17 protein-coding genes are annotated in these 13,114 nt (G+C 69.7%); 7 read left to right on the forward strand and 10 right to left on the reverse strand.

Features of this window, described 5'->3' with window-relative positions; genetic code table 11:
* Positions 1-92 precede the first annotated feature (92 nt).
* Positions 93-398 (forward strand): hypothetical protein, encoded by a 306-nt coding sequence (locus ACFWPQ_RS28365; protein WP_384040551.1) that lies wholly within the window; start codon positions 93-95, stop codon positions 396-398.
* An 18-nt stretch (positions 399-416) separates the two neighbouring features.
* Here the strand turns inward: ACFWPQ_RS28365 and ACFWPQ_RS28370 are convergent, their stop codons facing one another.
* From ACFWPQ_RS28370 to ACFWPQ_RS28395, 6 genes are all read right to left on the reverse strand, one after another.
* Positions 417-605, reverse strand: coding sequence for a hypothetical protein (locus tag ACFWPQ_RS28370; protein WP_384040554.1), 189 nt, complete (start codon positions 603-605; stop codon positions 417-419).
* Positions 606-926: 321 nt separating this feature from the next.
* The gene (locus tag ACFWPQ_RS28375) at positions 927-1,262 is read right to left on the reverse strand and encodes a hypothetical protein (RefSeq protein ID WP_384040557.1); all 336 of its coding nucleotides are present in this window, start codon (positions 1,260-1,262) and stop codon (positions 927-929) included.
* Between the two features lie 71 nt (positions 1,263-1,333).
* Positions 1,334-1,753 carry a dinucleotide-binding protein gene (locus tag ACFWPQ_RS28380; RefSeq protein WP_384040560.1) on the reverse strand — a complete coding sequence of 140 codons (420 nt, stop codon included), beginning with the start codon at positions 1,751-1,753 and terminating at the stop codon, positions 1,334-1,336.
* Between the two features lie 154 nt (positions 1,754-1,907).
* On the reverse strand, positions 1,908-2,690 hold the full coding sequence (locus tag ACFWPQ_RS28385) for an SDR family oxidoreductase (RefSeq protein ID WP_384040563.1): 783 nt from the start codon (positions 2,688-2,690) through the stop codon (positions 1,908-1,910).
* A gap of 105 nt (positions 2,691-2,795) precedes the next feature.
* The gene (locus tag ACFWPQ_RS28390) at positions 2,796-3,635 is read right to left on the reverse strand and encodes an SDR family NAD(P)-dependent oxidoreductase (protein ID WP_384040566.1); all 840 of its coding nucleotides are present in this window, start codon (positions 3,633-3,635) and stop codon (positions 2,796-2,798) included.
* Between the two features lie 108 nt (positions 3,636-3,743).
* Positions 3,744-4,619: a helix-turn-helix transcriptional regulator gene (locus ACFWPQ_RS28395; protein ID WP_384040569.1), complete on the reverse strand. Its 876-nt coding sequence runs from the start codon at positions 4,617-4,619 to the stop codon at positions 3,744-3,746.
* A gap of 222 nt (positions 4,620-4,841) precedes the next feature.
* On the opposite strand from ACFWPQ_RS28395, the gene ACFWPQ_RS28400 reads away from it, so the two are divergent.
* The gene (locus tag ACFWPQ_RS28400) at positions 4,842-5,699 is read left to right on the forward strand and encodes a helix-turn-helix transcriptional regulator (protein WP_384040573.1); all 858 of its coding nucleotides are present in this window, start codon (positions 4,842-4,844) and stop codon (positions 5,697-5,699) included.
* A gap of 126 nt (positions 5,700-5,825) precedes the next feature.
* A complete protein-coding gene (locus ACFWPQ_RS28405; protein WP_384040576.1) occupies positions 5,826-6,383 on the forward strand; it encodes a flavin reductase family protein in 558 nt (185 codons plus the stop codon).
* A gap of 318 nt (positions 6,384-6,701) precedes the next feature.
* Here the strand turns inward: ACFWPQ_RS28405 and ACFWPQ_RS28410 are convergent, their stop codons facing one another.
* On the reverse strand, positions 6,702-6,992 hold the full coding sequence (locus ACFWPQ_RS28410; protein ID WP_384040844.1) for a winged helix-turn-helix transcriptional regulator: 291 nt from the start codon (positions 6,990-6,992) through the stop codon (positions 6,702-6,704).
* A 39-nt stretch (positions 6,993-7,031) separates the two neighbouring features.
* A complete protein-coding gene (locus ACFWPQ_RS28415) occupies positions 7,032-7,910 on the reverse strand; it encodes a helix-turn-helix transcriptional regulator (RefSeq protein WP_384040579.1) in 879 nt (292 codons plus the stop codon).
* Between the two features lie 105 nt (positions 7,911-8,015).
* Between ACFWPQ_RS28415 and ACFWPQ_RS28420 the strand changes: the two genes are divergently transcribed.
* The gene (locus tag ACFWPQ_RS28420; protein WP_384040582.1) at positions 8,016-8,714 is read left to right on the forward strand and encodes an SDR family NAD(P)-dependent oxidoreductase; all 699 of its coding nucleotides are present in this window, start codon (positions 8,016-8,018) and stop codon (positions 8,712-8,714) included.
* A gap of 824 nt (positions 8,715-9,538) precedes the next feature.
* Here ACFWPQ_RS28420 and ACFWPQ_RS28425 read toward each other — a convergent pair.
* Positions 9,539-9,763 carry a transposase gene (locus ACFWPQ_RS28425; protein ID WP_384040585.1) on the reverse strand — a complete coding sequence of 75 codons (225 nt, stop codon included), beginning with the start codon at positions 9,761-9,763 and terminating at the stop codon, positions 9,539-9,541.
* An 87-nt stretch (positions 9,764-9,850) separates the two neighbouring features.
* Positions 9,851-10,783, reverse strand: a complete 933-nt coding sequence (locus ACFWPQ_RS28430) for a LysR family transcriptional regulator (RefSeq protein ID WP_384040588.1) — start codon at positions 10,781-10,783, stop codon at positions 9,851-9,853.
* 119 nt (positions 10,784-10,902) lie between these two features.
* On the opposite strand from ACFWPQ_RS28430, the gene ACFWPQ_RS28435 reads away from it, so the two are divergent.
* From ACFWPQ_RS28435 to ACFWPQ_RS28445, 3 genes are all read left to right on the forward strand, one after another.
* Positions 10,903-11,739, forward strand: coding sequence for an inositol monophosphatase family protein (locus ACFWPQ_RS28435; protein WP_384040591.1), 837 nt, complete (start codon positions 10,903-10,905; stop codon positions 11,737-11,739).
* Positions 11,740-11,784: 45 nt separating this feature from the next.
* A complete protein-coding gene (locus ACFWPQ_RS28440) occupies positions 11,785-12,402 on the forward strand; it encodes an NAD(P)-dependent oxidoreductase (protein WP_384040594.1) in 618 nt (205 codons plus the stop codon).
* 144 nt (positions 12,403-12,546) lie between these two features.
* On the forward strand, positions 12,547-12,822 hold the full coding sequence (locus ACFWPQ_RS28445; protein ID WP_384040597.1) for a hypothetical protein: 276 nt from the start codon (positions 12,547-12,549) through the stop codon (positions 12,820-12,822).
* Positions 12,823-13,114: the final 292 nt, after the last annotated feature.

Raw genomic sequence — 13,114 nt, forward strand, 5'->3', positions numbered from 1 at the left:
CCTCGCTCCTTTCCCGTCGGCCGGGGCCCACTTGGAGTCCCCATGTCCCACCCCACTCCCACCACTTCCCCCGTCGCCTCTGCCTGTCGACCGTGCTGCCGACGTCGTCGTTCGTCGCCGTGTACACGGCAGTGGCCATCGCCGGCCCGGCCGGTATCGCCGGGAACTCCGCCGCGATCCTCGCCCTGCGGGCGCGGCGACTCGAACTCGCCCTGTTCCGGGTCAAGCGGGACACCCTCACGGACCTGCGCGACGCCGGCCGTATCGACGACATCGTCCTGCGGACCGTCAGCAGACGCTCGACGTGGAGGAGGTCCGGCTGCGGGCGGGGCAAGTCCGGCCCCCTGGCCCCCGGTTCCGACCCGAGGTCAGGCCTCGGCGGCGGTGAGCGCCCCTAGGGCACTGGCCTGGGTCCGTCAGTCAGTCTGGTTCGGGCCGGTACCGGCCCAGCGCTCGCCGAGGGCGTTGAGGGAAGTCCGGTCCTGCACCCACAGGGTGTCCGCCTGCTTCCGCACGTAACTCCGGTACGTACCCGAGCCGGTGGCGGTCGCCAGGTCGGCGAGGTTGCGCAGCGCGTTCGGAGCCTTCACCACGATCACGGCCACGGGGCGACACCCCGTGCACCGACGCGAAGTTCGGCGGCCCGATCCTCGGCGAGTCGAAAGCCTGCTATACCGCCGCCGGCGGCCCGGCCGGATACGCCACGAACTGCGCGGACGAGACCAGGACCCGCGCATTCAGCGGACAGCAGACCGTGGCCTACGGCGCCCAGGGCACCTTCGTCCACCGCGCGTTCACCGGCGGCACCGCCTGCACGACCGCGGCGTTCGGCGGTGCCGACCCGCTGCCGAGCGTATGGAAGGGCCGCTACCTGACTCTCTGCGCACTGCGGCAGCCCGCCCAAGTCCGCTGGGTGGGCTGCCGGATCACTCGGGGTGCGCTACTGCCTCCTTCTGAAGCTGCACCGCCGCGAGCAGGCTCAGCCTCGGCTCCGCCTGGCGCAGGGCCTTCACCGCGGCGACCGAGTCGACATCCCCGGTGAAGCCGACGGCGGCCAGCCGGGTGCGGACCCAGCGGGCACGTAGTCGGGCATCGCTGGCGGAGGCGGTGGACTCGACCAGTGCGGCGGCGCGTTCCAGGCCCGAGCGTTCCTGCGGCGAGGCTTCCGCCAGTGCCTGACGGAGTGCCGCCGCGACCTCGTCCGCGTCCCGGATGGTCAGCACGAAGGTGTTCTTCGTGCTCAGTCCCTTGAGCCCTGTCATGCGGCTCAGTCTGACGGCCATGGTCGGTGCGCGCCAAGCGACTTGAGGAGGCTCAGAGGTGTCGCCGGGCCCTACAGCTCGCCGGGCTGGCCGTAACGGTAGTAGAACGGGCCGATCTGGCCGGCCAGTGCGCGGGTGAGACCGGAGCTGTCCTCCAGCAGCCCGGCGCCCGGGTGGAGGTCGCCGAGGTACACGGGGTCGAAGCCGGCGTCGGTGGTGAGCCGGGCGGTGATGTCCTTGGCGTCCGGTTCGGCCGCGTACAGGTTGCTCGGTGTCACGCGCTGCTCGCCGATCTGGTCGTACGCGGACGCGAAGACCGTGTTGAACGCCTTCGCCGTCGGGCCGCCGACGACGGACCTGACCTGGTGCGCGAGTGAGGGGAAAGCGGTGTCGCGCTCGCTGTAGAGGTTGCTCACGTCGATGGTCACCTGGCCGTTCAGCCCGGTGACTCCGCGCAGCGCCGTGCCGACGAGGTGGTCGGGGACGGCCACGACGACTTGGGCGTCCGAGGCTTCGCCTCCGTCCCGGCCCAGGATCCTGACCTCGTGGCCGGCCTTCGCCCACAGCCGGGCCAGGCCGCCGCCGACCCGCCCTCACCCGATCACTGTGATGTTCATGCCGGTCCTCTCCATGCCGGAACGAACGTCAGATGGCCTGCGCGGTGGGCAGGATGGTGATCTCGGTGAGGTTGACGTGGCGCGGGACGGCTGCCATGAAGGCGACCGTCTCGGCGATGTCGACGCTCTGCAGGACGTCGATGTCGTGGATCAGGTCGGCCATCAGCTTGGACGCGTCCGGGTCGGTGACGTGGTCGGGGAGCTCGGTGTCGACCATGCCGGGCTCGATGGTGGCCACGCGGACCATCTTGGGCCCGAGTTCGACGCGCAGCAGCCGGGTGAGGTGGCTGATGTACGCCTTGGTGCCGGAGTGGACGGAGAACTTCGTGAGGATGCGGGTGGCCGCGATCGAGGAGGTGTTGATCAGGTCGGCGGGCTTGCCCGCGGCGGCGGACTCCGTCAGGTGCGGGACGAACGCGGCGATCACGTTCATCAGGCCGCCGATGTTGAGGCCGATCTGGCGCTGCCAGTCGTCGACCTTGAGCTCCTCGATGCCGGAGATGAGCTGGACACCCGCGTTGTTGAACACGAGGTCGGCCTTGCCGAAGCGCGCGGAGACCTGGTCGGCGGCGGCCTGGACGGCGGCCCGGTCGGTCACGTCGACGGCCAGGGCGAGCGCGGTGCCGCCGGCGCTCTCGATGTTCTTGACCACGCCGTCCAGCCGCTCCTTGCGCCGGGCCAGTACGACCACGGTGGCGCCGAGTTCGGCCAGGCGCTCGGCGGTGACGGCACCCATGCCGCTGGAAGCGCCGGAGACGACGGCGACACGGCCGGCGAGAGGGGTACCGGTGAGCAGGGCAGCAGACATCACAAATCCTCTGTCCCTTTGATCACAGGAGGGGGAAGAGGGGTGAAGGGGAAGGCTCCGGGTGCCCGAACGGGTCTGGCGGGTCGGGCACCCGGCGGAGCGTCGACGTCAGGCGGCGTCGGCGTGCGCGGTGGCTGCGGACTTCTCGCGCCACGGGGCGAGGTCGTTCTGCACCTGCTGGTACTTGACGTCGAGCCGCTCCATCGTGTCGCGCCCCAGGTAGAGATGCGTGGGCAGCTTCTCGGTGGCGGCCACCTCGACGATGAGCGCGGCGCCCTTGACGGGGTCGCCGAGCTGGGCGTGGTTGGCCTGGTCGATCCAGTCCAGCGTGACGTGCGCGGGGGTGTCGTCGTAGTCGCTGATGCGGTTCTGGGCGACCGAAAGGGAGCTGGCGTCCAGGAAGTCGGTGCGGAAGACGCCCGGCTCGACGACCATCGACTGGATTCCGAACGGCGCCATCTCGGCGGACAGCGCCTCGCTGATGCCGGCGACCGCGAACTTCGACGCGGAGTACAGGCTGACGCCCGGCTCGCCCTCGAATCCGGAGCGGGAGCCGATGTGCACCAGCCGGCCCGAACCCTGCTTGCGCATCACGGGCAGTACGGCGCGGGTGACGTTGATCAGGCCGAAGACGTTGAGGTCGAACAGCGACCGGGCCTCCGCGTCGGTGATCTCCTCCAGTGCGCCCAGCAGGCCGCGGCCGGCGTTGTTGACCAGGACGTCGATGCCGCCGAACCGCTCCACGGCCGCCTCGACCGCCTGCGGGATGCTGTCGTTGTCCGTGACGTCCAGGGCGACCGCGAAGACCTTGTCGGAGTTTCTCAGATCGTCCGGTACGCGCTCCGGATTTCGTACGGCGACCACGACATTGTTACCGCCTGCCAGAGCGGCACGGGCGATTTCCGCGCCGATTCCGCGGGAGGCACCGGTGACAAACCACGTAGCCATGGGAAAAACCTCTTTCATTGATTTCCCCTGACGTATTCGAGTCTGTCCCTTCTCCTCAGGGGTGTGAAGGCTGTGGTTTTCCTGGGAGTCCTACACCCAGGATGACGCTCAGGTGCCGCATGCGGGGTTCTGCTGGTGCGGCACCCCGGGCACGCTGACGGAGCCCAGCAGGGCCAGCCCGTCGGCGGAGGGCGAACCCGGCTCGGCCTGCAGGATGACGAGCTGCTGTCCTGGGACGCTGCGGATGTTCAGGGCCTCGTGCCGCAACTCCAGGTCACCCACGACCGAGTGGTGGACCTGCTTGATCTCGTAGGGCGGGACCCGGCTGTACTCGCGTGCCCACAGGGCCCGGAACTCGCCGCTGCGCACCGACAGCTCACCGACCAGTTCCAGGGTGCGGGGGTCCTGCGGGGTGCTCGCGGCGGTCTGCTGGAGGTCGGCGATCGCCCGGTGCCTGGCCCGCTCCGGGCTGCGGTAGAAAGTCTTCGCCGCAGGGTCCAGGAAGAGCATGCGCAGGACGTTGTCGTGCTCCGCGAAGTCGCGGTAGAGGGCGTCGGCGAGTGCATTGGTGGCCAGCAGGTCCTGGGCGCGGCCGATGATGAAGGCCGGCGTCAGGGTCCAGCCCTCGATCAGCTGCCGCAGGTGCGGGCGGACCCGCTCGACCCGGACAGGTGCCTTGGTACGGCGGCCGCCGGGCAGGGCGAGTCGGAAGAGCGCCCGCTTGTCCTCGTCACCGAGTTGCAGCACGCGGGCCATGGCTTCCAGGACCCTGGGCGAGGGGCTGACTTCACGGCCCTGCTCAAGCCGGCTGTAGTAGCTCAGGCTGACCCCCGCCAGCGTCGCGACCTCGTCGCGTCGCAGCCCCGGCACCCGTCGCCGGCCGGCGGCGGGCAGTCCCGCCGCTGCGGGGCTCAGCCGCTCCCTGCGGGTGCGGAGAAACCGACCCAGCCCTTCCATCGGGTCGAGGTGCGTGTCGTTGTCCATGTCATCGAGGCTAGGTGGAAAACGCCCGGGAAAGTCCCGCCGACGGTGGGTGCATTACACCCAGGATTACGGACTCCACACAGCAGGACCGCGGCGAACCACTGCTCGCCATTTCGGTCACCCCCCGTCCCCGACCCCCGCCCTCTGTGATCACCGGGCAACCATCCGTGATATTGCATGACTGGCGCTTCCCATCGCCCGAAATCCATCTACTCTTGCCGCATGAGCAATGGGACGCCTTTGGGTGATTTTCTCCGAGCCCGCAGAGAAGCCCTGAAGCCGCACGACGTCGGTCTCCCCGAACACGGACGACGCCGGGTACCGGGACTGCGCAGAGAGGAAGTCGCGCTGCTCGCCGGAGTCAGCTCCGACTACTACATCAGGCTGGAACAGGGACGCGAGAACAGCCCGTCCCCCCAAGTCGTCGATGCCGTCGCGCGCGCACTGAAACTCGACGCAGAGTCCACCGACCACCTCAACCGCCTCTGCCTGGCCGCCTCGCAGCGCCCGCACAACCGGGGCGAAGCCGGCGTCAGCGCGCAACTGCTGCAGCTGATGGACGGTTGGGACCACACTCCTGCCTTCGTCGTGGGCCCGGCCCTCGACATCATGGCGGGCAACTCCCTGGCCACGGCCCTGCACAGCGGTTTCGAGACGTTCGGCAACCTCGCCCAGATGGTGTTCGTGGACCCGGCGGGGCGCGACTTCTACCAGGAATGGGAGCGAGCCGCGCACTCCTGTGTCGCCGAGATCAGGGCCGCCTACGGCCATGACCCCGAGTCCGCCCGCATCGCCGAGGTCGTCGCGGAACTGACCTCCCAGAGCGCGGAGTTCGCCGCACTCTGGCAACGGCACGATGTCAAGGGCAAGTCCCAGGAGGGCAAGCACCTCAAGCACCCTCAGGTCGGGGACCTGCACATCAAGTTCGCGACTTTCACGGTCAACGGGGCCCCGCACCAGCAGCTGGTGGTCTACCAGGCCGAGCCGGCCAGCCCGACGGCGACCGCCTTCGAGACGCTGCGGGCCATGGCCGACCAGCCGCAGCAGGCCCGGGCCGGAGCGGTGGACGCGGGCAGCTGAGTATGTGAGCTCCCGCGCAGGCTGGTAGTGGCACGCCCAGGAAGAACGCGGCCTTCATAGCGGTGTGCCCGCCTGCCGACACTCGATGCCACAGACCGCACGGCACCGGGAGCAGGCAAGATCACCGTGAACGACCTTCAGCCGCACCCCCTGGACCAGGTTCACCGTCTCATCGAACCCAGCCCTGTCATCCCGGTCACCACCCGGCACCGCGGCATCCCGAACGTGATGACCAACGGATTCAACATGCTGGTGGGCCACGCCCCGCCGCTGATCGCCTGCACGATCGGCCCCTGGGACCACAGCCACCTGGCCCTGGTCGAAACCGGGGAATGCGTCGTGTCCGTCCCTACCGCCGACATGGCCGCCACCGTCGTCGACATCGGCAACTGCTCGAGCGCCGACATCGACAAGTTCGAGGAGTTCGACCTGACCGCCGTGACCGGTGAGAAGGTCCAGGCACCGTTGGTGGCCGAATGCTTCGCCAACATCGAGTGCCGCGTCGCCGACACCAGCCTCGTGGCCCCCTACAGCCTCTTCCTGCTGGAGCCCGTCAGGGCCTGGACCGACCCTTCGCAATCCCAGCCGCAGCTGTTCCACCACCGCGGAGACGGCACCTTCACCCTCGACGGACCGACCATCGACCTGAAGGACCGCATGACCAAGTGGCAGTACCTCCTGTAGACAGGCCCGGGACTACTGATCTTTCCGGAGGTTCGGTGGGGGTGGTGGCCGTGTGGGTGGGAGGCTGTCGGGGGGCATCTCAACAGTCCCCTTCCGTTGCCGACTCCTCTCTTCCTCCCCTGTCGCGGCCTCAGTTGGCGGAGGTGCGTCGTGTTCGGGCAGTCGAGTTGTTCGAGGGCGGCGTCTCGAATGCGGAGATTGCGAGGGCGGTCGGGGTATGTGCCGAGAGTGCAGCTCAGGATCCATGCACCGGATCGTAGAAGGCCGTCCAGCCGCAGCGAGCAAGAACCGGGGAGCTGACGAGGTTCAGGCCGTGTTCTACGGGTCTGGCGTTTGGTCGAGGGCGTCCCGTCGCGCTGTGCGTCGCTCCCACATGCTGCGCGCCACTGGTTCCAGCGCCCGGCCCTGGCTGGTCAGAATGTAGCGGACGCGCGGAGGCCGGCACGGGGTGCGGTGACGCTCGATGACGCCCGCACTGGTCAACTGGGTCGGCCTGTCCGAGGGAGCGGGCAGGGCGGCGGACAGTTCGGAGTATGTGGTCTGACCGCGGCGTAGGAACTCGCGGACTACCAGCGGCGTCCACCGACCACCCAGCGCGGCGAGGGTGATGTCAACAGGGCACCGCGGTTCGTGGCCAGGCGGGGCGGATCAGTTGCGCGTGCCGGCCGGTGGGCCGACGACGGTGGTGAGCTGGAGTTTGGTCTCGTCCTCACTGCCCGACGCGGCGGTCATGATAACAATCTTGAGCTCCGTGTCGCCGTCGGTCAGGACATCGCAGTCCACCGTGACCGGGCCCACCGACGGGTGATCGACCCTCTTGTGGACCTCGCGGTTCGCGGTCACCTCTCCCGTCGCCCACAGCTCGGCGAACCTCTCGTTGCCTGCGTTCAGGTCGCGGACCAGCGCGGCCAGGCGGCTGTCCCGGGGGAAGCGGCCGGTGGCGCGGCGCAGATCGGAGACGAGGGCCGCGTCGGCGGTGTCGGGGTCCGTCTCGGTGACCGGCCACAGCGCGAGGGGGGTGTGATCGACGTCCACCGGGAACCTGTCGCGGGCGAAGTTGCGCATCCGCGGCGGCAAGGCCAAGGGGTCTCCCAGCAGGGCGGCCCACCCGTGGTTCCACCACACCAGTTGCCAGTCCGCCGCGAACACGGCCACCGGTACGTCTCCGAGGCGGACGAGTACCCGTTGCATACCGGGCGGGAGATGGTCGCAGATCGTGCCGTCCGCCGGCGGCACGATCTGGGCCAGCCGGTAGAGGTGGTCCCGCTCGGCGGTGGACAGTTGGAGAGCGCGCGCCAGGGACGCCACCACCGACGCCGAGGGTGTCGTGGCCCGCCCCTGCTCCAGGCGCACGACGTAGTCGACCGACACTCCGGCCAGGTCGGCCAGTTCCTCGCGCCGCAGCCCGACAGCCCTGCGCTTGCGGACGACCGGCAGCCCAGCGGCCGACGGGGGCAGCCGGTTCCGCCACGTGCGGATCATCGCGCCCAGCCCAGCTCCGGGGGGTGTCGTCGTCATGCTCTCCATCCTCCCGCGTCCCCGATCACATGCGGGGGCGCGAGGGTGGTACTGGTCTTCCCACCGTCGAAGCGTCCCTGGTCCGGCTCCCTCGTCAAGGCAACTATCGAAGGCATGACGATCACTTTCATCACCGGAGCCAACAAGGGCATCGGCCGCGAGACCGCCCGCCGCCTCATCGCGCGCGGTCACACCGTTCTCGTGGGAGCCCGCGACCGTGAGCGGGGTGAGGAGGCAGCCGCCGCGCTGGGCGCACGCTTCGTCCCCGTCGACGTGACCGACGACGCGTCCGTGGCCGCCGCCGCCGCGGACGTCGCCGAGCACGAGGGCAGGATCGATGTCCTGATCAACAACGCGGGGGTCCAGGGTCCCTTCGGTGATCCCGGCGACCTCACCGCCGCCGACGCCCGCGCCGTCCTCGACGTCAACGTCATCGGCGTGGTCCGCACCACCACCGCGTTCCTGCCGCTGCTGCGCCGTTCGGACGACCCCGTGATCATCAACGTCAGCAGCGGGATGGGCTCCCTCGCCTTCACCCACGACCCCGGCCGGTCCGAGTCGCACGTCGTCGTGCCGCTGTACGCCTCCTCGAAGGCGGCGCTGACGATGTTGACCACGCAGTACGCCAAAGGGCTCAAGGGCATTCGCGTCAACGCCGCCGACCCCGGCTACACCGCGACCGACATAAACGGTCACAGCGGCTCCCAGACCGTCACCGAGGGCACGGACGCGATCGTCGCCCTCGCCACCGAGGGGCCCGGTGCCGGCACCGGACGCTTCATCGACCGCCATGGCGAGATCGCCTGGTCCTGAGACCGGCGGTGCCGGGTCACCGGCCCTGAAGAACAGAACGGGCAGAACATCGAGACCGTCCCGGACAGGAGAACCGCCGCCGCTACCGGCGTCGGCGGAACCTCCGGCCGAGGTGATCAGGACCTACAAGCCGGGGCCCGGCACGTCGAGACGGTAGCCGCCGTCGGGCCCGGTGACCGCGCGGTCCGGACGGCGTTCCACATCTCCGCCGCCTTCTTGGTGGCCGCCGCTCTCGTCGCCGCGTTTGTACTCAAGCAGAAGGGCTGGGAGAGCGTCGCCGAGGCAGACGCCGCCGTCGGGATGGCGGAAGGATGACGATGCTGCGGCAGCTAGGGTTCCTGACCGGAACTACTGTGCGACGCACTGGACTTGCGAGTGAGCACGGAGACCACCCGCGCCACCCACCTCCTGCGCGCCCTGCTCGTCCTGACGAATCTTGAAGTCAACCGCTGACAGACGATCTACTCCGGAGACTGCCGCCTCCGACCAGCGTGAGAACCTCGGGAGACCGTCACGCCAGCCCTTCGACCTGTGCCTTCAAGTTGGCGGAGGCTCACTGTCGTGACGCCTGCCAGGGGTGCGCAGGATTGCCAGCGGCCGGCTTCGGCCATCGCAGGCCGGATGGATCTTCGTAGTCAGGCCTCCGCGGGATCGGACGAGGGCGTGAACGTCCGGTTCGCCCTGCCGGCACTTCCCCTTCGCAGCCAGTGGGCACAGCGTGCTGATGGGCCCGTACGACGGTCGAGTCGATCTGGACAAGCCAGTCCAGGCTGCCGGCCGCGTCCACAGGGCCCTGGAGCTGCTGGAGAGCCCTGGTGAACACGTCACTCAGGGCTTATCGGTGGAAACAGGTTTAAACAGGTGTAAACAGTCTTCCAAAGTGCGTAACATTCCGGCAGATCACGCCACGAGATCCCGGTACGGATCTTGTAGACCGTGCCGTTGACGACTCGACGGTCCATCGCCCGCGGCCGCCCCGTAGCCGCTCGCGATATCAGCGGGGCGAGTAACTCCCCGTGCTGATCAGTGAGTTCATGACGATCTACCACCCCGTGTTCAGCCGGGCTCGGACGGTTGTGTGCTGGTTGATGATTTCCGGTTCCTGGTCTGTTGTGCGGTTTTTCGGGCCGTAGGCCTCAAGTGGGCAGCGGGGGTGGGTCGGTGTCCGGCGTCGGTGGGGTGAGGATGGCGCGGAGCGCTGTCTGGAGTTCGGTGCGGAGCCAGGTGTGGGCGGGGTCTGTGTCGTAGCGGTGGTGCCAGGCGACGATGACCGGGACAGGGGGCAGGTCGAGGGGCAGGGGGCGGGCGCGCAGGCGCAGGCTGGTGCAGGCCGGTCGGCATACCTGTTCGGCGACCGCGGTGAGCATGGTGGTGCGGGCGGTGAGGTCGAGTGCCGCCGCGGTGGTGGGCAGGGCGGCGCGGACGCGCCGGCGGAGGCCGATTTCGGCGAGGGCGGCGTCGATGGGGCCGGTCAGGCGCCCGCGGCGCGAGACGGTGACGTGCTCTGCCTCGGCGAAGCGCTGAGGGGTGAGGGTGCCGGTGGCCAGCGGGTGGTCCGCGCGCATCACGGCCACCATCCGGTCGGTGCCGATGTGGGTGGCGGCGATCTCGGGGCGTTGCGGAGCGGCGGCTGCGACCTCCAGGTCGGTGTGTCCGCGTGCGAGGTCGGCGGCGTCGGCGGAGGGTTCGGCAAGGAGTCTGATCGAGACGTTCGGTGCGGCCTCGGCGACGGCCGCGGTCAGGAGCGGGGCGAGCGCCGAGACGAGGGCGTCGTGGCAACGCAGGGTGAAACTGCGTTCGAGTGTGGCGAGGTCGAGTGCGGTCACGGGGGTGAGGACCGCGGTGGCGCGGGTGACCAGGTCCCGGGTCTCCTCACGCAGTGCGAGTGCGTGCGGAGTGGGCGTCATGGTGCGTCCGGTGCGCACGAGGATGTCGTCGCCGGTGGCCTTGCGGATGCGGGCGAGGGTGCGGCTCATGGCGGGCGGGGACAGGTGCAGGCGGTCAGCGGCGGCGGCGACGCTGTTCTCCTCCAGCAGTGCGTCGAGGGCGACCAGCAGGTTCAGATCCACATGCACCACGGTAACTGATGACCTTACAAGAGTGCACTGGAAATCATATGTGCGTGCTCGTAGCGTTTACGGCGTGAGGGGCCGACCGGTCCCGAATCCCCAGGTGAAAGGGCTGCATCATGACCGTTCCTCCCGCTGCTGACGCCTCCGCGACCTCGATCGCCCCGGCCCAGGACCGAAAGCTGCTCGACACCGTGGTCGAGATCGCCGCCGAGGCCGGCCGCGCCCTGGAGGCGAGGTACTCGACCGCAGCCCGCCCTGCCGAACGCCACGACATGTTCCGGACGGGCACGGCCGACGGACAGGTGTCGCTCGACATCCTGCGCCCGGCCCTGACCGCGCTGCGCCCCGAAGCGCGCTGGCTGACCGACGAGTACGAGACCACCGAACTGCCGGCGGGCGAATGGTGGGTGGTCGACGAGGTCGAGGGCAACGTCAACCACGTGCACGGACTGCCCGAGTGGGCGGTGACCGTGGCACTGGTGCGCGACGGGCAGACGGTGCTGGCCGTGGTGCGCCAGCCCGTCGGTGACCTGACCTACACCGCACTGCGCGGCGCCGGCGCCCACCTCAACGGCACGCCGCTCAAGGTGTCGGCGAAGACCGAACTGAACGCCGCGATCGTGGTGACCGGGCAGGCCGAAGCCGACCAGGACGGCACCTACCGCCGCATCGGACAGTCGATCACCGCGATGCTCGACAGCGCCCTGCTGGTCCGCGCCAGCGTGCCCTCCACCTTCCCGATGCTGCTGGTGGGTGCCGGACACAACGACGTCTTCTGGCAGTACGAGCCCGTCCTGCCCGGCGTCGCGGCCGGCGCCCTGATGATCACCGAGGCCGGCGGCACGGTCACCCGGATCGACGGCACACCGTGGACCCCGGGCGCCGACACCATCCTGGCCACCGCTCCGGCACTGCACGACCCGGCCGTCCAGGTCCTGTCCACGATCGCCTGACCACACACACGGCCACCGCACACCATCCAGAACCGGGAATCTGTCATGAACGTGACCATCCTGGGCGCCTCCGGCGCCGTCGGGCTCGCGCTGACCCGCCAGGCCCTCCAACGCGGACACACCGTCATCGCCCTCGCCCGCACCCCGGCACGCATCGACGCGCCCGATTCGCCGCGGCTGATCCGTGTGGCCGCCGACGTGCGCGACCCGGCCGGCATCGCACAGGCGCTGGACGGCAGCGAGATCGTGCTCTCGGGGCTGGGCGTGGCCAAGGGGGACAAACCCGGCGTGCTCACCGCCGGTTCCCGCGCGGTGATCGAGGCGCACCCGGGCCGGATCATCTGGCTCGGCGCCTACGGCACCGGTCCCTCCGCTCAGGCCGCCGGATTCGCCACCCGCACCCTGCTCAAGGCGATGGGCGCGGAACTGACCGACAAGGTCACCGCAGACGGTGCCGTGCTGGAAGCCGGGGGCACCGTCTTCCACTCCGGGCCCTTCGCGAACGGCCCGGAGAGCCCGACCCGCCGCACGGTGGGACTGGACGAGACTCCCAAGCGGTTCTTCCCCGCACGTATCAGCCGGGAGACGGTCGCCGCCGCCATGCTCGACGAGGCACGGACCCCGCGCTTCCCGGGACGGATCGCCGTCCCGCTGGGGAGCTGACCCCCGCTCGGCGCCGCCGCGCCCGCCGCAGACCGGGGCCCGGCGCGGCGGTGGGGCCGCCGAGCCAAGGACAGGGAGAACGGTGGTGTCGTACGCGGAGTCCGGCATCGGCGCCACCACGGCCGGTCGCGGAAGGACAGCGACATGAAGGTCGTTCAGATCACGGGTCTGGGTGCGGCGGACGACGTACTGCCGATCGACGAAGTGGACCCTCCCGCTCCCGGCACGGGTGAGTTGCCGGTGTCGGCCGGGGCGTCCAGGGTGAACGGACACGACGTGCTCGTCCGCACGAGGAAGGCGCAGACGGTATCGGGACGCCGGTTCCCGATGGGAGCGGGGAGTGACATCCATGGCGCCCCAGGACAGGGCGGGAGTGCACAGGTCTCCGCCGGCACCGGTGACCTGGTACCCCACCTGTGAGCAGTCGAGATCGGGCAGTTCGGTGCAGCCGCACAGGGCCAGGGCGTCGCGCAGGGCGTGCGCCTCGTCAGGGGTGCCGTCCCAGAGCCGGGCGAGGTCTCCGGTCAGTTCGGTGGAGCCATGCATGGTGGCGGCGACCTGACCGATGACCACCGCGCGCGATCCGGCGTCATGGATCGCTTGGAGCAAGGGAAAGGGGTCGAAGCCCAGCGCCCCGTCGGTAGCGAAGGTGCCGAGCAAGTCGTCGGCCTCCTATGGGCGACGCCCTATGGGGACACCTTCTCGCGTTGCG

Source organism: Streptomyces sp. NPDC058464, from assembly GCF_042721035.1.
In the GTDB taxonomy this organism is placed as follows: domain Bacteria; phylum Actinomycetota; class Actinomycetes; order Streptomycetales; family Streptomycetaceae; genus Streptomyces.